Annotated in this window: 15 protein-coding genes; 5 read left to right on the forward strand and 10 right to left on the reverse strand. The window is 49.5% G+C overall.

What is annotated here, in order from left to right; all coding sequences use genetic code 11:
* Positions 1–54: 54 nt before the first annotated feature.
* The 3 genes from lysS to BLA28_RS16970 all read right to left on the reverse strand — a co-directional run bounded on the left by lysS (position 55) and on the right by BLA28_RS16970 (position 4,136).
* Positions 55–2,112 (reverse strand): lysine--tRNA ligase, encoded by a 2,058-nt coding sequence (gene lysS / locus BLA28_RS16960; protein WP_069158261.1) that lies wholly within the window; start codon positions 2,110–2,112, stop codon positions 55–57.
* Between the two features lie 145 nt (positions 2,113–2,257).
* The gene (locus BLA28_RS16965; protein ID WP_069158262.1) at positions 2,258–3,724 is read right to left on the reverse strand and encodes an arylsulfatase; all 1,467 of its coding nucleotides are present in this window, start codon (positions 3,722–3,724) and stop codon (positions 2,258–2,260) included.
* A complete protein-coding gene (locus BLA28_RS16970) occupies positions 3,717–4,136 on the reverse strand; it encodes a thioesterase family protein (protein WP_025484326.1) in 420 nt (139 codons plus the stop codon). Before BLA28_RS16970 ends, BLA28_RS16965 begins: the two co-directional genes overlap by 8 nt.
* A gap of 208 nt (positions 4,137–4,344) precedes the next feature.
* Here BLA28_RS16970 and BLA28_RS16980 point away from each other — a divergent pair, with 208 nt between their 5' ends.
* A complete protein-coding gene (locus tag BLA28_RS16980) occupies positions 4,345–4,596 on the forward strand; it encodes a FeoA family protein (protein WP_009252241.1) in 252 nt (83 codons plus the stop codon).
* Positions 4,586–6,730: a ferrous iron transport protein B gene (gene feoB, locus BLA28_RS16985; protein WP_069158263.1), complete on the forward strand. Its 2,145-nt coding sequence runs from the start codon at positions 4,586–4,588 to the stop codon at positions 6,728–6,730. Before BLA28_RS16980 ends, feoB begins: the two co-directional genes overlap by 11 nt.
* A gap of 102 nt (positions 6,731–6,832) precedes the next feature.
* On the opposite strand, the gene BLA28_RS16990 is transcribed toward feoB, so the two are convergent.
* Positions 6,833–7,657: a hypothetical protein gene (locus tag BLA28_RS16990; protein ID WP_069158264.1), complete on the reverse strand. Its 825-nt coding sequence runs from the start codon at positions 7,655–7,657 to the stop codon at positions 6,833–6,835.
* Positions 7,658–8,475: 818 nt separating this feature from the next.
* Between BLA28_RS16990 and BLA28_RS17000 the strand changes: the two genes are divergently transcribed.
* Positions 8,476–9,363 carry a fructose bisphosphate aldolase gene (locus BLA28_RS17000; RefSeq protein WP_069158646.1) on the forward strand — a complete coding sequence of 296 codons (888 nt, stop codon included), beginning with the start codon at positions 8,476–8,478 and terminating at the stop codon, positions 9,361–9,363.
* Positions 9,364–9,460: 97 nt separating this feature from the next.
* Here BLA28_RS17000 and BLA28_RS17005 read toward each other — a convergent pair whose 3' ends face one another.
* From BLA28_RS17005 to BLA28_RS17030, 6 genes are all read right to left on the reverse strand, one after another.
* Positions 9,461–12,532 carry a glycoside hydrolase family 2 TIM barrel-domain containing protein gene (locus tag BLA28_RS17005; protein WP_069158647.1) on the reverse strand — a complete coding sequence of 1,024 codons (3,072 nt, stop codon included), beginning with the start codon at positions 12,530–12,532 and terminating at the stop codon, positions 9,461–9,463.
* Positions 12,533–12,946: 414 nt separating this feature from the next.
* Positions 12,947–13,321 (reverse strand): hypothetical protein, encoded by a 375-nt coding sequence (locus BLA28_RS17010; protein WP_069158266.1) that lies wholly within the window; start codon positions 13,319–13,321, stop codon positions 12,947–12,949.
* Positions 13,322–13,343: 22 nt separating this feature from the next.
* Positions 13,344–15,188 (reverse strand): alpha-glucosidase, encoded by a 1,845-nt coding sequence (locus BLA28_RS17015; protein WP_081330098.1) that lies wholly within the window; start codon positions 15,186–15,188, stop codon positions 13,344–13,346.
* Between the two features lie 3 nt (positions 15,189–15,191).
* Positions 15,192–16,577, reverse strand: a complete 1,386-nt coding sequence (locus BLA28_RS17020) for a glycoside-pentoside-hexuronide (GPH):cation symporter (protein WP_071699263.1) — start codon at positions 16,575–16,577, stop codon at positions 15,192–15,194.
* A 340-nt stretch (positions 16,578–16,917) separates the two neighbouring features.
* Entirely contained in the window at positions 16,918–17,184 is a 267-nt protein-coding gene (locus BLA28_RS17025; protein WP_044967877.1) for a DUF3795 domain-containing protein, read from the reverse strand.
* Between the two features lie 248 nt (positions 17,185–17,432).
* A complete protein-coding gene (locus tag BLA28_RS17030) occupies positions 17,433–17,969 on the reverse strand; it encodes a PadR family transcriptional regulator (protein ID WP_009252230.1) in 537 nt (178 codons plus the stop codon).
* Between the two features lie 117 nt (positions 17,970–18,086).
* On the opposite strand from BLA28_RS17030, the gene BLA28_RS17035 reads away from it, so the two are divergent.
* Together BLA28_RS17035 and BLA28_RS17040 are read left to right on the forward strand one after the other, a co-directional pair.
* Positions 18,087–19,481 (forward strand): MATE family efflux transporter, encoded by a 1,395-nt coding sequence (locus BLA28_RS17035; RefSeq protein ID WP_044967875.1) that lies wholly within the window; start codon positions 18,087–18,089, stop codon positions 19,479–19,481.
* Positions 19,482–19,673: 192 nt separating this feature from the next.
* Entirely contained in the window at positions 19,674–21,029 is a 1,356-nt protein-coding gene (locus BLA28_RS17040; RefSeq protein WP_069158649.1) for a B12-binding domain-containing radical SAM protein, read from the forward strand.
* Positions 21,030–21,077: the final 48 nt, after the last annotated feature.

The following is a 21,077-nucleotide window of genomic DNA, read 5'->3' on the forward strand; positions in this document are numbered from 1 at the left end:
ACGGAAAGCCCCGGAAATCAATATTTCCGGAGCTTTCCACTATTTCTTCCCGCATCAGCAGATTCTTGTTCCTTCCGGTACCATATCATCCACAAAGATTACCTGGCAGCCGCAGGCATTATTAGTAGCCGCCAAAAGCATACCATCGCTGGTCACTCCGGCAAACCTGGCCGGTTTCAGATTGGCAATGACAATAATCTTCTTTCCCACCATTTCGTCCGGTGTGTAATAGCTCTTAATGCTGGATACAATCACACGCTCCTTCAGCCCGTCAAACAGGGTGAGCTTGTAGCAGCTGTGAGATTTTCTGATCTCTGCACACTTCAGGATCTTACATACGCGCATGTCTATCTTAGTGAAATCATCAATGGTGATTTCATCGCGGACAGGTTCTACCGGATCCGGATCTCCCAAAACCACCTGCTTCTTTGAGGACTCTTCTTCCGCCGTCTCTTCCTTCACCTGAGGCTGCTTTTCTTCCTCAGTCATAGGAGTTGAGAAATCAAGCAGGTTCACATATTTATCAGGCTCGATTGCATAAAGGAACAGATACAGACGGGGGCCCTTTTCCTTATCAATGAGGAGACGGTATACATTCTTGAAGAACTGGCCCTGAATCTTCTTCAGTTCCTTCGCATCCTCCAAATCTCCCATCACCTGCTTGGGTATCGCATACAGTTCCTGGTTGAGCTCATCCAGGCTATAACCGCCCTTTTTGATATAATCATGAAGAAGAGCGATCTCCTTCTTTTCCTCTTCGGAAAGGGCTTCATAAACCTCCCAGTTCCTGTACGGTCTCAGACGGTTCACGTTTTCTGGTGAGCACTGCTCCAGCCAGTATTTCGCACGTTCCAGCCTGTCCTTGAACTGATCGTAGGTGAACGGCTGCCCGATTTTTTCGAATACCGTCTCCAGCATGGGGACATTAAAATCAACAACTGATCCCAGCTGCACAAGAAGGCTCATAGGTACGGTTTCTATCTTCTTATAAGCGGACGTTCCTTCCTCATCCTCCCGCAGGCAGTTCGCCATTACGTTCGTAAGGAATTCATCAGCCTTTCCGTCCATAAATTCATTGTACTGCTTGTCAAATTCAAAATACTGGCGCAGGATTCCGTCATCAAAACAGAAATCAAAAGCCTTGGTAGGCTCGGACTTGGCGTACAGCCACAGGATCATTTCCGGCTGATAAAGCTTCAGCAGAGTATCCGGTGTCAGGTTCAGTCCTGAAGAGCCGGACATCTTGCCGGTGGCACCCTTGATGCCGATGAACTCATATCCCTGGAAAAGAGGGGCTTCATATCCGAAAATCTTCTGGGAAATCACACGGCTGGTATCATAGCTGCCGCCCGGGCTTGCATGATCCTTTCCGCCCGGCTCAAAATCCACGCCCTCATACATCCAGCGCATGGGCCAGTCGATTTTCCAGGCAAGCTTGCAGTTAAAATCTTTGGTAAAATCAAAGGTTCCCTTATGTCCGCAGGAGCACTCATATTCCGCAACGGTGCAGTCCTCGGAAAGGGAAAGGATCTTTGTGGTATCCCTTTTACAGTGAGGGCAGTAAATGCTCACCGGATAATAAGCCTCTTTCTCACCTTCCTGGGCTGCCTGCGTACGGAAGCTGTCCAGGATATCAAAAATTTCTCCCCGCTTCTTCAGCGCCTGAATCACATATTCCGCATATTTCCCGGAACGGTTCATCTGCGCCTGATAACGGTAATCCATGTGGATGCCGAAGCGCTCCATGGCTTCTTCAAATTCCACTTCGAAATGCTTTGCATAATTGGGACAGCCGTCATCAAAGGGATTGGGCACGTCCACATAAGGGTACCCGATATATTCTTCCCAGGACTTCTCACCTTCAGGACGGGGAAGCTTGGCTACATTCACCGGGATTTTACGGAGTCTGTCAAATTCATCCCAGGAAAACAAAAGCCTGGCTTTCTTTCCCTGGCGTCTCAACGCCTTTACCACAAAATAGCTGGTTGCGATATCTCTGAAATTTCCTATATGGATGGAGCCGGAAGGGCTGATGCCGGCTGCACATACATATTCCTCTTTATCAGGACGGCGCCTGATAATTTCCTGCGCAATTCTGTCAGACCAATGCATAATTTTCTTGTACCTCTCAGATTTTTCTTATTTTAATGCTGATACACTGAAATTTAATGTATCATTTTCTCAAAGGGTTGTCAATTCATTGTACTTTCGGGAAACGGGAATTTCCTCGTATCAGTTCTCATACAGGTCTGAGCTGTCACCTTCCGTCCTTCGTCAGCCATACAATGGGTTCACAGCCCGTTACAAGCCTGCCGTCCTTCACAAAGCCTTCTTCTCTTCCTTCCAGCTCATGGATCAGCAGTTCGCGCAGTTTACCCACCCTGTCCTGATAAAGTTCATCATGAACCAGGTTATGAAGCTCATTTTCATCCGTACCAATACGGAAATACTGTTCTTCCCCTGTCTGGGAATACCAGATGTATTTCTCCAGCCGGGTGACGATCCAATGGCTGGATGCCGCTCCCAGCGCATGTTCTCCGTGCAGATATTCCCTGTCCACAAAGCCGTTTTCAGTCTGTACCATATCCCACAGGCTTATACCTTCCACGCTGTCCGGGACAGCGACTCCCGCCGCTTCCAGAACCGTAGGCATGACATCCCGGAGTTCCACCAGTTCCCGGCTGACTCTTCCTGCTCTTACCTGAGCAGCTCCTCCGCCGGAAATGATGAACGGAATCCTGCTGCTTCCCTGGTATGCACGGCTTTTCCTGAACAGATGATGATCTCCCAGAAGCTCTCCATGATCGGATACAAAGAGGATAATCGTATCCTCATACAGCTTATTTTCGATCAGCGCCTGCAGCAGACGCCCGATCTGATGATCCAGATGAGTCACGCAGGCATAGTACCCGATCTGCATCTGCCGGACAAGCTCCGGATCCAGCGGGCCGGTATCCGAATCAAAAATCCTTCCTCTTTCCCGCAGCGCTTCGTCATCGCACCAGTCACCGATCGCGGGAGGCGTCAGTTCTTTTCCGCTGTACATGTCAAAATAGCACTGAGGCGCATCAAACGGCGGATGCGGACGAAGATAGGAGGCAAAAAGGAAAAAGGGCATGTCCGGATCCCTTCTGCGCAGGAAATCAATGGAACGATCCGTCACCCAGTTGGTGGGATGGTATTTTTCCTCATAAATCCATGGTCTTGCCACCCATGAATTACACTCCAGCCCGGTATCCGTCACATCACAGTCAATTCCTTTTTCCTGCTTCAGCCAATGAAAATAATCATCCGCCTGTTTCTGATTCTCTCTGTATGGGATATCAGGATCCCGATAATAATGAAGATAACCGTCATGCAGCTCCACATTACAGAAGCCCAGATAATTACGCAGGGGATCCACATGCATTTTCCCGACACACTGGGTATAATATCCTGCTTTTGTCAGTTCTCCCGCCATAGTTGACGGGTAATTCCACGGAATACCGTCCGAATACCCCACCCGTCTGTGGGATTCCTGAGTCAGCCCCGTATGCAGCGCGGCTCTGGCCGGCACACAGGAAGGACACGCGGAATACGCATTGGGAAAACGGATCCCTTTGGAAGCCAGCGTGTCCAGATAAGGCGTTTTCACATCCGGATGGCCCGCACAGCCCATGCAATCCCCTCTCAGCTGATCCGTCATCAGCAGCACAATGTTTTTTCTCTTCTTTTCCTTACCCATTAATTTCTTGCTCCTTTCCCTGTTGCAGGTTTCCTTTGGCATCTGCTTTTTGCTGAAAACGTTCCGCCCGGACGAGAAATCTTTCATGCTCGCCTTCGCCTATCTTTCCGCTTTCATCAAAAACCTCCGCCTGAAAAACCATGCGCCTTCCGTCCGCCTGTACCAGCCGGCTTTCGCACCACACCTTCATTCCCACCGGGGTAGGCGCAAGATGTTTTATTGCCAAAGCTGTCCCCACAGTAGTCTCTCCCTCTTCGAGCAGCGGTTCCACACTCTCCCAGCATGTGCGCTCCACCAGTCCGGCAAGCGCCGGAGTCGCAAGCACACAAAGCCGGCCGCTTCCAAGGGCCGAGGCCGTATTTTCTCCGGTTACCATCAGTTCCCGGAAACCTTTGATTCCTGTTTTCAACACCTTTTCCCTCTCTTCTAAAAGCATCCTCTCTATTACTTTATCTTATATTTCGTAAATTGCCAACCCCTTCCCGGCAGGAAGCACGCATTTTTTTCTTCTGCATATATTAAATTGGAATGATACGTCGGAGGCCTTTGCCGCTTCAGCTTTGCGTCCTGCTCCAGCAGCAGTCCGTCTGGAGTCCTCCGGCAAAACAAGGAGGAAACATATGACGGATACATTCTCGCTTCCCCGGCTGGAACCCGGGTTTTCTGCCATAATCGCTCAGTTGACGGCCCAGGGAGAAATGCGCAGACGCCTTCAGGATATGGGATTCATTCCGGGGACAACAGTAGCCTGTCTCCAACGCAGCCCCCTCGGCGACCCTACCGCATACCGGATACGTGAGGCAGTCATAGCTCTGCGTGAGGAAGATGCCAGACATATCCTTTTGAAAAAGGAGGCTTCCCATGGCAGATAAATCTCCTGAAATCATCGCTTTAGCAGGAAATCCAAATGTAGGGAAAAGCACAATTTTCAACGCACTGACCGGAATGAAGCAGCATACGGGCAACTGGCCCGGAAAAACCGTGCTGAATGCCCAGGGAACCTGTACCTTCCATGAACACTGCTATACATTTGTGGATATACCGGGCTGTTATTCCCTCATGGCACACTCCGCAGAAGAGGAAGTTGCCAGGGATTTTATCTGTTTCCAGGAACCGGATGCCGTTATCGTGGTATGTGACGCCACCTGTCTGGAACGGAACCTGAACCTGGTGCTGCAGATCATAGAATCCGGCAGGCCGGTCCTTTTATGTGTGAACCTGCTGGATGAGGCCGCCAGGAAAAAAATCCGACTTGATCTTCCGCAGCTGTCATCCCGTTTGCATATACCGGTAACAGGAACTACAGCACGAAGCAGGAAGGGGCTGGATGAACTGCTGGGGGCCCTGGAAGCCATGCTTTTCCCGCCTGCCGCTCCCGACACTGAAACGGTTGCCACAACACCTGCCAAACAGAGCTTTCCTCTTGTTGTCTATCCGGAATATGTGGAAGAAGCCCTCTCCCACCTCATTCCCTGCATAAAAAGGCTGTATGCCGCACACGGAAATGAGACGGCCTCCCTTCCCTCTCCCCGATGGCTTGCCGCACGGCTTCTGGATGCCAACGAAAACCTTTTGTCCGCCATAAAGGCGTACCTGGGTTTTGATCCCGCATCCGAACCGGAAATTACCGGGGTTCTGGAGGAGATTCATGCGGTTCTCAGAAACCGGGGAATCAGCAGGGAACAGCTTCATGACGATCTGGCAGCCGCTTTTGTTCGTACCGCCGAACGGTTATGCCGGGGGATTGTTTTCTATCCGGAAGAAGGCTGCGATAAAACAGATCGAAGGCTGGACCGTATTTTTACTAGCAGGCTGACCGGCTTTCCCATTATGCTGCTGCTCCTTCTCGGGATTTTCTGGATTACCATAACGGGCGCCAATTATCCTTCCGCCCTGCTGGCGGATCTTCTTTTCGGGCTGGAAGACCGCCTCGCCTCTCTGGCCGCTGCGGCGGGTATTCCCGGGCTTCTGACCGATGTACTGCTGCATGGCATTTACCGGGTTATCGCATGGGTGGTTTCCGTCATGCTGCCGCCGATGGCTATTTTCTTCCCGTTATTTACCTTGCTGGAGGATTTTGGTTATCTGCCGAGAGTAGCGTTTAATCTTGACCGGTGTTTTAAGAAATGCTCTGCCTGCGGGAAACAGGCCCTTACTATGTGTATGGGTTTCGGATGCAATGCCGCCGGAGTTACCGGATGCCGGATTATAGATTCTCCGAGAGAACGGCTCATTGCCATCATTACCAATAATTTTGTCCCCTGCAACGGAAGATTTCCTACCATCATTTCCATCATCACCCTGTTCCTGATCGGAGGAGCAGGAGGCTTTTACGGTTCTTTCCTGGGAGCCTGCATTCTGGTAGGCATAATCATCCTGGGCGTTTTTATGACTCTTCTGGTTTCCAGGCTGCTGTCAGCCACTCTGTTGAAGGGAGTCCCATCCTCCTTCACCCTGGAGATGCCTCCTTACCGGAAACCGCAGATACTAAAGGTAATTATAAGAAGCATTGTAGATCGTACTATAAAGGTCCTCGGGCGCGCCATGGTATCTGCTGCTCCTGCCGGCCTGATCATCTGGATCCTGGCCAACGTGCATCTGGATAACCAGGCCACTCTTCTCACCTCCCTCACCGGCTTTCTGGATCCCTTTGCCAGAGCCCTGGGGATGGATGGATGCATCCTGACCGGCTTTCTTCTGGGACTTCCGGCCAATGAAATTGTCGTTCCCATCATCATCATGACCTATATGGCGGGAGGAAGTCTGATAGAAATAGAAGGCGCGCAGCTGCTGCAGCTTTTTACTGCAAACGGCTGGACCTGGATAACCGCTGTGAGCACGATTTTGTTCTCCCTGATGCATTGGCCCTGTGCCACTACCTGCCTCACTATCAAAAAGGAAACAGGAAGCCTGAAATGGACCCTTCTTTCTTTTTTGATACCCACTGTTTGCGGAATTCTCATCTGCTTTTTGTTTACCACTGCTGCCCGTCTGCTTTTTTCGTAGGGGCCGGTGATACTAATGAAATCTTTAACTGACAGAGTGAAAAAAGAACGGAACAGCATATCGCCGCCCGTCCTTTTTCACTCTTCTTTATTGCCCATGTCCCTATCTTCTCCGGCCACGGACCACATAATACATAATCAGCAAAACGAATCCTCCCGCAAAGAAAATCCCTCCATAGAAGAACAATGGCGTCAGCGTAAGCTCTGCCGTTCTTCCCAAAATGCGGTTTGTCAGAACATGAGCCGCCGTATTTGCCAGAAAAGGAATAACCGCTCCCACCATGATACCGGAAACAATCCCATCCCTTGCCAGGGACAAAAGCCCTCTGTAACGGCGTCTTCCCGACGCAAGTACAATGATCCCGCTTAAGATAACCACACCCAAAGATAGCGCCTTCACAGAAAAAGAATCCAGAAAGCCATACAGTTCAAGCGCCGTCTCCACAGGAGGATAGGACTGCTCCGTAATCTCAGCCACCCCCTGCGCCATAATCTGTCCTATTTTTTCGCTCTGGCTGTCAATTCCTTCATACAGCGCATTTTTTTCCTCTTCTGTAAGCAAATCGCCCATTTCATCCATCAGCTGAGGAAAAACATCCTGTTTCAATTCCCCGATCAGCGCTTCGTAGTCTTCCGGAGAAACCGGAGTCCCGTCCTTTACGGAACCGGCCATCACATCCAGATAAGCGCCCGCCAGTTCTTTCACGGCCTGGTTTTCCTCCAGAAAATTTTCCACCTCTTCCATCTGCTCCGAGGTAACCTCCGGGTATACCTTATAAACTTCATCCAGTACCCTGGAAGATACCGCCCTCCCCAGCACTGCCCCGCTGACTGTGGAAGCGCATAAGGGCCGAATGGACATGCATAAACAGAAAAATATGGCTGCTGCCATAAATATTATATTTCCAAAAACACGAATAACCTTCATCCTCTGCTCCTTTCATTTCCTACACATGTAATTTTAAAAAGTATAGCCCCATCCCCGCCCATTGTCAATCTTCGCCCCGGCAGGCTGTTCCGGCAGGCAAAACCACAAGGCAGTGCTGCCGTAAGGACCGGAACCTTAACATATATTATCACATTCCAAAATATTTCTAAATTCTTTCGGTATTTTTTTATTTTTTCTTATGAAAGTGTACATAGTTTTGTCACATTTTTAGGATATGATAATAACAAATTGAAGGGAACACAGCATCGTGTTAGTCAGGCATTGTAATGCGGTTCTGTTGCTCAATTAAAATATGGAAAAAAAGTGAAGGTCCCGTACTTGCGGGGCCTTCCGCTATGTTACCGTTCAGCCATACCCTATGCCCTATGTCTTCCGCTGGCCGGGCGGCCCTTCTGCTGCGGATTTCCTTCCCGGGGAGCCTGTGTACCCTGCGCAGGCACATAGCGAGTGCTTGCACTCGCTTTCACTCTGCTAAAAACGCAGCGGTACTAAGATTGCACAGGACGCAATCTAAGGACCGGCGTTTTTAGAAGGCCTTTGCAGGGTACACAGGCTCCCCGGGAAGGAAATCCGCAGCAGAAGGGCCGCCCGATCGGTGGAAGACATAGGGCACTGGGTATGGCTGAACGGTAACCTCCACTGTTGTAATAATTATCGGTTTTATAGCATTTTCCCTCATATCGTAGTATAATATAACTACAGAAAACCATCGGCAATCATGCCCGGAAGCCACTTGCCTGGCAGGCATGCCGCTTCTTAAAAAATTGCCGGCACACCAAAGAAAAGGGGGAGCATATATGGATCAGAAACAATTCTGTCGGATGCAAAAAGGTAACGGATTTATTGCCGCACTGGATCAGAGCGGCGGAAGTACGCCGAAGGCTCTCCGGCTCTATGGAATTCCGGACGGGTCCTATCACGGCGACGAAGAAATGTTCGATCTCATCCATGAGATGCGGACGAGAATTATAACCAGCCCGGCTTTTACCTCCGAACATATCCTGGGGGCCATTCTTTTCGAAAACACGATGGATCGTCAGATCGAAGGGAAATATACCGCCGATTATCTGTGGGAAGAAAAAGGCATCCTGCCTATCCTGAAGGTAGATAAAGGCCTTGCGGAGCAGGAAAACGGCGTCTGTGTCATGAAGCCCATCCTCAACCTGGATGAGTTGTTGAAGAGGGCGAATGACAGACATATTTTCGGCACCAAAATGAGGTCGGTTATCAAGGCCGCCGATCCCTATGGTATTAAAAAGATCGTGGATCAGCAGTTTGAAATTGGATGCCGTATCGCAGAGGCAGGGCTTGTGCCGATTCTGGAGCCTGAGGTGGATATCTTTATACCGGATAAGGAAAACAGTGAGAAGCTTTTAAAAAAAGAACTGCTTGCACATCTGAGCAGCCTGGATCCGGATGTCCGGCTGATGTTCAAGCTCACCATTCCTTCCATTGATGATTTCTATCTGGAGCTCATAAACGATTCCCATGTTGTCCGTGTGGTGGCCCTTTCCGGCGGTTACAGCCAGATAGAAGCCAATCAGCGGCTGGCAAGGAACCATGGCCTGATAGCCAGCTTCTCGCGCGCCCTTACCGCAGGGCTGCAGAAACAGCAGACGGACGAGGAATTCAACGCCGTATTAAAGCGTTCCATTGATGAAATATATAAAGCGTCCATGACTTGATTTGCAGCGGTTCCGTTTCTTTATCTGCAAAGGACAAAGACAGCCATTCGGGATTTCCAACCCGGATGGCTGTCTTTTTAGCTGCGTATAATCCACTCTATTCCGGCTTTACTTCAAAGGCAAAATGATATGTCCCGTCGCCTTTGATCCTGAACTCTTCGTGAGCCCTGGCATTCAGGCTCCAGGTATCATCTCCGCCCACGCCGGTCTGCCGGTAATTGATACGAACCACCGTTTTCTCAGAGGGCTTTAAATCCTTCTGATGTGCGGCAAGCTCCATTTCCTCCGGCGTATAGGGAAGCACGTTGGCTTCCACCTCCGGGAATCCTGTAAAGGTAAGGCTTCCCCCGTTCCTTCCGGCAATGGTAAGTCTTCTGACACCTGTCATATTTCCGCATTCCTGAGGCATAAGGTATGGAACCATCCTCTCTGACACCTTCGCCTGATAGGTTCCCACAAATGCGGAAGCTTTTCTGTCAATATAATTTTCATGCTCGCCCCTGCCATGCCACTGGAAACGGTCAAAGCTTTCCGGCAGAATGAACATAAGACCTGCTTCCGGCATATCCGAGAGATTTTCCCCGCCGTTATAGGTATTATCAAACAGGATGCTTCCATCCCGGCGTATTGTTATTTTGGTATCCATCACCGCCTGGGATGTGGTGGGAAGGATAAATTTCATATCTATTTCCACCGCTTCGGGGCTTATCTCCCCTTTGTTCGTCCATTTGGCGGCATTGGCTCCCGCATATCTCCAGATCATGGAGCGGTAGGTCTGCTTGCTTCCTCTGTCGTTATCCGTACTCGCTCTCCAGAAATTGCATTCCACAGGCGCCTTCAGATATTCCCTGCCGTTCCTGCGGATGCTGTAAAAATCTCCGGAACGTTTGGAGAAACGGTATTCAAAATCAGAACCGGTTACGATCAGAGTGCTGAAGTTTTCCGTAACCTTCAGGCTGCCGCCGGTCTTTTTCCCGTCCTGAAGCTTCTCACGGCTTCCTGTAATGAACTGTCCCTTTGCTACCGCATAGCCGGCCTTCGCCCAGCAGGTGTCTTCCTTCAGCTGTACCTCCATATTCAGGAAGGCTTCCATGAAGCTGCCCTCCGGCAGTCTGCCTAACGGCAGCTTAAGCTTCACTGTTTCGCCCGGTTCACAGGCGGTTTCCAGCTCTCCTTCCGCCGTCTTCTCCTCATCCAGATACAGGCTCCATACCAGACGGTAGGCATTCAAATCCGTAAACAGACATTTATTGTGTACAGTCACTTCCCCGTTTTCCCAATCTATATCCTCAAAGGCAATATTCTGATAGCAGATCCGGGTTTCCTTTATTTTGGGCGTTTCCGTTCTATCGGCAAACATCAGGCCGTTTCCGCAGAAAATGCCATCCGTATAGTCGTCCCCGAAATCACCGCCGTACCCCAGGTATTCCCTGCCGTCCTCATCTTTTTTCAAGATAGCCTGATCGACGAAATCCCAGATAAAGCCGCCCTGCAGCTTGGGGTATTTATCAAAAGCCTCTGCGTATTTATCCAGGCTGCCGCAGGAATTACCCATGGCATGAGCAAATTCACAAAGGATTGCCGGTTTTTCCGGATTGCCTTCCGCGTATTTCACCCATTCCGATACCGGGGTATACATGGTGGAAATGATATCCGTAACATCCCCATAGCCCGGGCAATGGTGCTGTCCTTCATAATGAACCAGCCTGGTTTTATCATGTGCCCGGAGGAAATCTGCCATTTCCCGGAAGTTGGTTCCGCAGTAGGATTCATTTCCCAGGGACCAGATCAACACACAGGGATGGTTTCTGTCCCGGTAATACATATCCGCCACACGGTCCAGTACCGCTCCTGTCCAGAGGGGATTGCTTCCCGGAAGCACATCCGGCTGCTGATCCTCAGGAACGCCGTATGTCCATGTTCCATGGGTTTCCAGATTGGTTTCATCGATAACGTAGAGTCCGTATTCGTCACACAGCTCATACCAGTAAGGATGGTTGGGATAATGGGAGGTACGTACCGCGTTGATATTATTCCGTTTCATCGCGAGTACATCTGCAAGCATCGCTTCTTTGGTAATCGCCCTGCCGAATTCGGCGCCGAACTCATGACGGTTTGTCCCCTTGAAAATAATGCGTTTATTATTCAGCATCATCAAGCCGTCCTTCATTTCGAAGGTACGGAATCCGCAGCGGGAAGCCAGGATCGTCTCCTGTCCTTTCCTTATCAGGCGCAGCACTACCGTATACAGAACAGGCGCTTCCGCACTCCACTGCCAGGGAGTATCCACTTCCACATGAAATACGGCTTTTCCGTCAGTCACATTTTCAGCTTCCGTTTCCCCTATCTGCCGTCCTTTAGAGCTGTACAACTCCATCTGTACCAGACAGCCGTCCGTATTTCCTTCCACCTCTGCCTCTACCGTAAGAAGGCCGTCCTGGTAATCCTCGTCCAGAAGGGCATCCACCCTCCAGTCACTGACATAAACCTCCGGCAGGGAATACAGGTAAACATCCCTGAAAATACCGGAAAGCCTCCAGAAATCCTGATCCTCCAGCCAGCTTCCGTCGCACCAGCGCAGCACCTTGACAACCAGCTGATTTTCTCCGGCCTTTACGAATTCGGTTATATCATATTCCGCAGGAGTGAAGGAGCCTTCGCTGTAACCCACAAAGCTTCCGTTCACATAGACCTCCCCGCAGGATTCAATTCCTTCAAACCGCAGGAACAGCCGTCCGCCATCCGCCTTATCCGCGGTAAAGGTACGGGAATAAATTCCTACCGGATTATAGACTCTGGGAATCTCAGGCGGCATAATGTCCTCTGTCATCTCCCATGGATATTTCACATTCACGTACTGAGGATAATCATACCCCTGCATCTGCCAGTTGGCAGGCACCTGGATATGTCCCCAGTTATGTGTATCCATAAGGCACTCCAGACCCTGGGGATAAGCTTCGTCGCATTGATCCGGGTTTTCAAAAAAACGGAATTTCCAGGTTCCGTTCAGATCCGTAATATCCCGTGCTTCTTTATTCCAGGAAAGGGCATCCTCCACTGTGGGGAAAGGAATAATATCGCTGTGAGGCTTTGCCTTATTGATACGGAAGCACTCCGGGTTCTTTTCCCAGGGCATAAATCCGTTCGGTTGTAAGAGCTTGCTGTTCATGGTAAATGTACCTCCCTTTGGTTTTGAATAATCAATCTTAATCATATGATTTTTGCCGTCATTTGAAAATGTAAAATCTTGCAGACTATTTGTATTTTTCTGACTTATTTCTATATGCTCAAACTTCACCCATGCCCCTGTCCCCTGCGGCCAGCGATTTCGTGACTGCCGTCCGGTTTGGATTCCCTTCCTTCCCTCTGTCGGCTATGCAGGGTTTCCTGTAAGGGGCGTATAAACTCGCCGGTCCTTAGGCCGCGTACTTTGCGGCCTTAGTACCGCTGCGTGTTTATCCGAGCGAAAGCGTCCCCTGCAAGGATCCCTGCATAGCCGACAGAGGGAAGGAAGGGAATCCAAACCGGACGGCAGTCACGAAATCGCTGGCCGCAGGGGACAGGGGCATGGGCGAAATTTGAGTTACACGCTCTTTTCATTAATAACTGCCACAGCTACCACAATACCTCCTATCAGCGCGGGCAACAGGAATAAAAGACCATAGCCTCCCGCCAGCAGCAGTACGGCAACCGCCCCGCAGTAAAGGAAATACATGGTCAGGGGAATCCGCAGGAGCCTGTGCCACCGCAGCCTTTTTCCCCGGATACACAGTATAAAACAGGCCAGAAGCAGGGCTGCGATCACTAAAAACCAGGCTCCGGTCAGCCAGATCAGCTGCATATCCTCCGTATAATAGGGTTCTTTTTCTCCTGTAAAAATACGAATGCTTTCCGTGAATATAAAGAAAACAGAGAGCAGTAATATGACAGGACTTGATGCATTGCTTTTCTTTTCCATCAGGCTTACCTCTTCTGCAATACTATCTCATTTCTTTCCGGTACAGGCATGCTTCATAGGGCTGCATCAGCCTTCCCGGCTCTTTACAGCTGGACAGCAGGCCGCGGAAGCCCTCCGGCCTTGCCGGCCTTGTCAGCGGCTTTTCACTGAGGTTGCATTCTATGTAAAACTCCTCTCCGTCAAGCTCCCGGAACCAGGTGAACAGATTTTTCCTGGAATGGTTGGTAATTCTGATTTCTCCGTAAATGAGGGCCGGATATTTTTTCCGGAGGGCAATCAGCTTTTTGTAAAAATAATAGATGGAATCCCTGTCCTCTTTCTGTTCTTCTGCCTCCTGCCACTTCATCATGGCTCTGGCATGATCCCTTGTCCCCGCCAGAATCCTGCGGAAGGCCTCTTCCTCGCTCATACTCCGGCAGAGCTCTTCGTACAGATTGATGCTTTCCACATCCCGGATCTGGGACATATCCGTAAAAGGCACATTGACGGCTCCCAGCTCCTGTCCCTGGTATAAAAAAGGCGTTCCCTTCAATGTGAACTGTATCATCCCCAGCAGCTTTCCTATGGCAAAACGATAGTGGGGATCGTCGCTGACTTTGGAAATCATCCGCGGGTTGTCATGGTTATCATAAAAAAGAGACATCCAGCAGCGGTTTCCATACCCTTCCATCCACTCCGTATAATACTGCTTCAGATAATTCAGATCATAGCGGTACTCATCGAACCGCATATGCCCCGGCGTCTCCAGATGATCGAAGGAAAAAATCATATCCAGCTCATGCCTGTCCTCCCCGGTGAGAAGCTTGCCCATCTGCATACCGATGCCCGGAGTCTCTCCCACGGAAAAAGCTTCATAGGGGTCAAAAGCCATGCACCGCAGTTCACGCAGATAATCATGAAGGTGCGGGCCATAAAAATAATGCTCAATTCCCACATAGCCCAGCATATTTCCCACGGACTCATTTCCATAGGGCAGTCCCTCTTCTTTGGAAATATAGTTAATGACATCCAGCCGGAACCCGTCCACGCCCTTTTCCAGCCACCACTTGACCATAGTGTAAATTTCCCGGCGCATCCGGGGATTGTCCCAGTTAAGGTCCATCTGTTTTTTGGAAAAAAGATGGAGCGCCCACTCGTCATTTTCCGGGATATACCTCCAGGCATCCCCGTATTTTCCCTGACCAAAAAAAGAGGTCCAGTTATTGGGTTCCCGCCCGTCTTCGTTTTCCCGGAACAGATAATAGTCATGGTACGGGCCGTAAGGATCCCGTACCGCCTCCTGAAACCAGGCATGTTCATCGGAGGTATGGTTTACCACCAGATCCATAATCAGGCGCATGCCGCGGCTATGCAGGCCTGACAGGAGGGCGTCGAATTCTTCCATGGTGCCGAATTCCTGCATTATTTTAAAATAATCCCTTATGTCATAGCCGTTATCGTCATTGGGGGAATCATACACGGGAGAAAGCCATACCGCGTCCACCCCAAGTCTGGAAAGGTAATCCAGCTTTCCGATAATTCCCTTAATATCACCGATTCCGTCCCCGTTCCCATCGCAGAAGCTCCGGGGGTAAATCTGATAGAAAACAGCCTCCTTCCACCATTTTTTCACAATTTCCGAATCGGTTTCATCCGGATAATCCGGTTCACTGTTCAGCAGGTGCAGAAAGGTCTGCCAGAAGCTGTCATCCAGTATTTTTTTCGTCAAAGCCGCCACCGCCTGCAGAGACATGGCGCCTGTTATCCGGTTGTCCAGAAGCCGCTCCTGCATGCCTGTCTGAAGCATGATTTTTTTCAGGATATCATGGCCGACCGGGTGTGCATAAACCTCCCTCAGGCTGCTTTTCATCGTCAGTTTTTCATTCATGCCTTACTCTCCTTCCCCGGTACGTATATCGCCCCGTTCCCTCAGTTCCTTCAGGATCCGGGCATATAAACTGCTGTCGATTTTATACTTTTTCAGATAAAGCAGGAACCCGGCCAGAATACACAGCAGAGGAAAAATCATCATGGCCATTTTCATCATGAGAAGCCCCCCTGCAGTAACCTGCTCCGCACTCTGTGCATCCTTTATCCCGGAAACAATAACGGTGGCGCTCACAACACCGCTTGCCACGGCCCCTCCCATCTTATTGATGAACGGCTGGATGGAAAAGGTAACGCTGTCATTACGCCTGCCTGATTTCCAGAAGCCGTATTCCACCGTATCCGCAAGAAACATCAGCATCATCAGCTGGATAAACGCCTGCCCGATAAAAAGCAGCACGCCCGCAATACCGATAAACAGCATGGTATCAAGCGGTGCAAAGAAAAATATCACATAACCGGCCACCACCAGTCCCGTGGAAAAAGCATACAGTGTCCTGCGTTCGAAATGCCGGCTGATAAGAGGGAACACCACCAGGGCCGCAATCTGGGAAACTCCCAGAATCAAGGCAAAAATGGAATACATCCCTTCATCCCCATAAGCATATTTGAAAAAATAAAGTCCGAAGCTTGTGGTTGTCGTATAGCCGATCATAAACAGAGCCATGGAAACCGCCGTATACAGCAGCTGATCATTTCCGAATATCACCCTAAGCAGTTCTTTCAGGCTCGTATGCTTATTCTGCGCCACAAGATTCCTGGGCTCCTTTACGCCGACAAGGGTAATACACTGTCCCGCCCACATAATTCCGACTACCAGAAGAGAAAATGCAAAATATCCCTTCTGCATACTGCCAAGTGCGTTTCCGAAAGCCGAGGTGATAGGCACAATGCCCGCTACCACGAAAAACAGGCCCACATTGGCACAGATTCGCGCCACCGCACCGATTTGCTCCCTTTCCTTCTGCTCCAGGCTCAGCGACGGCAGCATGGACCAGTAGGAAATATCATTCGCGGTATAGGCCAGTCCCCAGGCGATATAGATCAGGGCAAATACTGCAATATATCCCGCCCCCTGAAGACCGAAATCCGTGAAAAGCAAGACGGTAAGCATACCCGATACCAAGGCTCCCAGCGCGATCCAGGGTTTAAATTTCCCGAACCGGGTTTTGGTATTATCAACGATCACCCCCATGATCGGATCGTTGAGCGCATCAAAAATACGGGCACAAAGAACAATAACCGTAATCCACCACAAGGTGGACGTAGGCAGTTCAATAATGTCCGTAAGATAATAAATCAGATACATACTCACCATGGAATAGACCATATCCCTGCCTATCGTGCCTAAACCAAAGGTATACTTGTTGCGATTCCTGTTTTGTTTCACGTAAGCCCCCTTTGCTGTCCTGCCGGACCGTCCCCTTATGCCATATGTAATCCTTTATCCATATATAACTGTTCAATGCCTTCACAGTTACATCCATATATTCATTATGCCTCACCGCAGTCCCGGTTGCAACCAAAATTTGTGCAAAACAGCCAGTGCTTCATCCAGCCGGGAGCACTAGTACAGCATTCCATTACTGTGACATTAATGCAGCGCAGGATTAAGGCCGCAGGATTATTTGGCAATGCCTAAATCCTGCGGCCTTCAGACCATCTTTCCATATTTCATCTGCCTTTATAACTGCCCCTGACAATTCAGGCATCTGAACTGCTGCATCCGGTCAGCTTTTCCCTTCTTCCGCCCACTTTCTGCACTGTTCAATCTTAATAGTGGGATCGAAGCCCTGATCCACTCCCATTAAGCTTAACATCTCACAGGGAAACTCTGCGCATTCCCCGCAGTGATTGAGTTTTTTCTCCTCACAGCAGGCTTTTACACCGCATAAGCCTCCCCAGAAAGGCTTTTCCATGTTCAGACATCCGCTGCAGTGAACAGCCTCTTTTCTTTCGCAGCTGTCGCAGCATACGCCGCATCTCGATTCGTACATAATTTCCTCCTTTGTAAATTTCCTGATACCGGCGTTACTCTACGCCATCCGGCCTGACCATCAGCTGTTCCTGCCTGTTTCAGACACTATACAGCTGCTGCCATGCCGCTTGTAGCCTTCTATAAATTATACTACTATAATATATAGTATATGTCAACATAAACCGATCGCTTCCGGACATATCCTTCCGGCCAGATATATCCGCAGCAGTCTCTTTCTTTCTCTCAAAAGGCAAGGCTTCGGAAAAATCAAGACTGCTTTCCAAAGCCTTCCTTTACCGATGCAATCCATGTTTCAATTGCCTGAAATAAAATATACTGCTGCTGCATAACCGCCTTTCCTGTTTCAGGGATTTCGGGCATGTCTTTTTTCCGTTCAATATTATCCTCCAGATATGACTTGATGATTTTAACATTCTTTTCTATACTGTCCAGACACTGTCTCTGCCGTTCCGGAGACAGACTGTCCAGATTGACTATTACCGCATTAAAATCAAGAAAAATATAGATAGGCTTGGATGCAATATCCAGCATAAGCTTTTCAAATTCTTCATTTCCTGTTTCCGTTAAGGAATAGACCGCTTTTTCAGCCATTTTCCCCTCTTTTACAATCGTACTGCTGATATAGCCTTTTTCCTCGAGCTGGAGAACCTTCTTATATATGGATGGAGTGCTTATTTTCACCCACCTGGATATATTACGGTACTCCACTGTTTTCTGAATATCATAGGCGCTTAATGCCTCTTTTTTCAATATTCCCAGCACTATCAAATCAATGGTAGCCATGACGTCCTCCTTTTTTGTTCTTGACAAGTACTATAAATTATAGTACTATATGCTCTGCGGATCAAGTGCTATAATTTATAGTATTATATTTTACATTATAAGAAAGGAGATTTACTCATGAACGAAAAAAACAAAAAAATGGAGCTGCTGGGAAGTACTCCTGTTCCCAAAGCGCTTCTGGCTCTCGGACTCCCTACCATGATCGGAATGATGATTAATGCATTATATAATCTGGTGGATGCCTATTTTGTCGGAGGACTGGGAACCAGCCAAATGGGGGCGATTACCATCGCCTATCCTCTGGGGCAGGTTGTTGTGGGGCTGGGGCTTCTGTTCGGAAACGGCGCAGCCTCCTACCTATCCCGCTTATTGGGACGCGGAGACAAAAAAACAGCCGACCAGGCTGCCAGTACCGCTTTATACAGCAGCATCTCTGTCGGAGCCGCAGTCATCCTATGTTCCCTGCTTTTCCTTCACCCGCTCCTCAGACAGCTGGGAGCCACGGAAAGCATCATGCCGTACGCCATAACCTATACGGGCATTTATATAGCCTCTTCTATTTTCAATGTATTTAATGTGACAATGAACAATATCATATCAAGCGAAGGCGCCGCCAAAACCACCATGTGCGTACTCATAACCGGCGCCGTCCTGAACGTGATCCTGGATCCCATTTTCATTTATACCCTGAATCTCGGCGTAGCCGGAGCCGCCATCGCCACCGCCATATCCCAGCTTGTTTCCACTCTGGTATATTTATGTTATATATTCAGTGGGAAAAGTGTTTTCAGCTTTCACATAAAGAAATGCTGTTTTTCCAGAGAAATCATGTCTGAAATATTGAAAATAGGAATTCCCACCCTGGTATTCCAGCTGCTGACAAGCCTTTCCATAACCCTCATCAACAGCGCAGCGAAAGGATACGGCGATTCCGTACTGGCCGCCATGGGCCCTGTAACAAGAATTATGTCCGTAGGAAGCCTTATGGTATTTGGTTTTATCAAAGGATTCCAGCCCATTGCCGGATACAGCTACGGCTCACGAAACTATAGCCGCCTGCGTGAGGCAATCAAAACCTCCATTTTATGGTCTACGATATTCTGTATCGCCTTCGGATTAGCCGCCGCCTTATTTTCAACATCCATCATATCTCAATTTACAAAGGGAGACACAGAAATGATACGCGTAGGCCAGGCTGCCTTACGGATAAACGGCCTTTCCTTCCTGCCTTTCGGTTTCTATACCGTTTATTCCTCTCTTTTCCTGGCAATGGGCAAGGCAAAGGAAGGCTGCTTCCTCGGTGCCTGCAGACAGGGGATCTGCTTTGTTCCCGTCATACTGATTCTTCCTTTCTTCAGCGGAATAACCGGTATTATCTGTGCCCAGCCGATCGCGGATGTACTCTCCGCCGCCATCACCGTATTTATGGCCCTGCGGCTTCACAAAGAGCTTTCCGCTGCTGCTCCGGTTCTTCCGGACGATAGCCATACCGCTCTAAAAGGAGAAGCCTAAGCCTCCCGGCCGCACGCTGCGGCGCGCACCATAAATACCCGGTCGCCATACGGCAAGTGCCCGGCGCGGCCCGGCCATTAACAACACCCCTCCCTTACCGGAAAGAGAAAACAATATTTCATGCACAACAGCCTTTTCTATGATAAAATAATTGCAACTCATTTTTTTAACGAAAGGCTGAAAGGAACAATCATGAAACCGACCCGCATCCTGTTAATCCATACAGAAGAAACACGAACTCATTTCAACGCCCTCGGTATTGTGGAAAACGAACCGCTTGAAACAGAAATTTTATACACGGTCCTCAAACAAGCCGGCTACCAGGTCCGCATCTATGATCCGGACCGGGAGCCGGCCTGTTTTGAAGAACTTTTATCCTCTTTTGCCCCCGACCTGGTCTATGCTGACGGCGTAGTTAAGCAAGTCCCCTACATGCTTGACTACATGCAGCGTACCAAAGCCTTCTCCCCAAAAACCGCCACGATTCTCGGAGGTGTTTTCGCCGAACACAATTACCGCTCCCTGTATAAGGACACCGTGGATTATATCTCCCGTTCCTACGATCCCTTTGTCATCTCAGCCCTTGCCGCCCTCCTGTCAGAACAGGATTTTCCCTCCTCCCTGCTGGAAAACCTGAACGGCCTGTGTTACCGCAGCGAAGACGGCAGCTGGACGGAAAACACGATACACCCCTTTGATATCAACCTCCTCCCCCGGGATATAGACCGCTCCCATTTCTACCAATACCAGTCCCGCTTCCGGCTCCTCAAGCACAATCCCCTGGCCTGTGTCCGTTTTGCCTATTCCTGCTCCCACAAATGCACCTTCTGCTACCGCACCATGATGAACTGCGGCCGCTACGTACATAAAGATGTCCGGAACTTCGCGGAAGAAATCCGAAACATCCAATGCGACAACATCTACATTATAGACGACAATTTTCTCGTGGATCCCACCACCCTCTCACAATTTACTGCCGCGATCCGAGAACTCAAAATAAACAAAAATTTCATCTGCTATGGAAGATGCGATTTCATTCTGAAAAACAAAGACCTCATAAAAGAACTCACACAGATCGGCTTCCGCTATTTCATCGTAGGCTTTGAAGCAGTCCGTGATAACTACCTCCAAAAATACGACAAAAAAATCGAAGTAGATGACAGCCTCTCCTGCATCCGCTTTATGAAAAGCATCCACGCAGGCCTCTACGCCATGATGATAATCGACACAGACTTTACCCCCGCCGATTTCATCTCCATGTACCGCTGGGTAAAAGAACAGCAGCTCGAATACGTCATCCCCTCCATCATCACTCCCCTCCCCGGGACACAGATGTACGACGACTGCAAAGAAAAGCTCCTCACCACAGACTGGCGCAAATGGGATTACACCCATGTCCTCCTCCCCCCTGCCCACATGAGCACCCCCGCTTTTTACATCCGCTACCAGCTTCTCGTCCTCCGCCTGTTTTTCCTCGCCCGCCGCTACGGCTCCTACGACTTTATCAACGCCCCCAGCCTGATATCCCGTTTTCTCCTCAGCCGCTGAAAACAATACCCCTGACAATGGGAAGCCGAAAACCGCACCTGTAACAAC

This window comes from Eisenbergiella tayi, from assembly GCF_001881565.1.
In the GTDB taxonomy this organism is placed as follows: domain Bacteria; phylum Bacillota; class Clostridia; order Lachnospirales; family Lachnospiraceae; genus Eisenbergiella; species Eisenbergiella tayi.

Excerpts from the sequence above, each read along its gene's own strand:
- lysS (WP_069158261.1), bottom strand. The coding sequence starts at position 2,112 with ATGCATTGGTCTGACAGAATTGCGCAGGAAATTATCAGGCGCCGTCCT.
- BLA28_RS16965 (WP_069158262.1), bottom strand. The coding sequence starts at position 3,724 with ATGGGTAAGGAAAAGAAGAGAAAAAACATTGTGCTGCTGATGACGGAT.
- BLA28_RS16980 (WP_009252241.1), top strand. The coding sequence starts at position 4,345 with ATGACGGATACATTCTCGCTTCCCCGGCTGGAACCCGGGTTTTCTGCC.
- feoB (WP_069158263.1), top strand. The coding sequence starts at position 4,586 with ATGGCAGATAAATCTCCTGAAATCATCGCTTTAGCAGGAAATCCAAAT.
- BLA28_RS16990 (WP_069158264.1), bottom strand. The coding sequence starts at position 7,657 with ATGAAGGTTATTCGTGTTTTTGGAAATATAATATTTATGGCAGCAGCC.
- BLA28_RS17000 (WP_069158646.1), top strand. The coding sequence starts at position 8,476 with ATGGATCAGAAACAATTCTGTCGGATGCAAAAAGGTAACGGATTTATT.
- BLA28_RS17005 (WP_069158647.1), bottom strand. The coding sequence starts at position 12,532 with ATGAACAGCAAGCTCTTACAACCGAACGGATTTATGCCCTGGGAAAAG.
- BLA28_RS17010 (WP_069158266.1), bottom strand. The coding sequence starts at position 13,321 with ATGGAAAAGAAAAGCAATGCATCAAGTCCTGTCATATTACTGCTCTCT.
- BLA28_RS17015 (WP_081330098.1), bottom strand. The coding sequence starts at position 15,188 with ATGAATGAAAAACTGACGATGAAAAGCAGCCTGAGGGAGGTTTATGCA.
- BLA28_RS17025 (WP_044967877.1), bottom strand. The coding sequence starts at position 17,184 with ATGTACGAATCGAGATGCGGCGTATGCTGCGACAGCTGCGAAAGAAAA.
- BLA28_RS17030 (WP_009252230.1), bottom strand. The coding sequence starts at position 17,969 with ATGGCTACCATTGATTTGATAGTGCTGGGAATATTGAAAAAAGAGGCA.
- BLA28_RS17035 (WP_044967875.1), top strand. The coding sequence starts at position 18,087 with ATGAACGAAAAAAACAAAAAAATGGAGCTGCTGGGAAGTACTCCTGTT.
- BLA28_RS17040 (WP_069158649.1), top strand. The coding sequence starts at position 19,674 with ATGAAACCGACCCGCATCCTGTTAATCCATACAGAAGAAACACGAACT.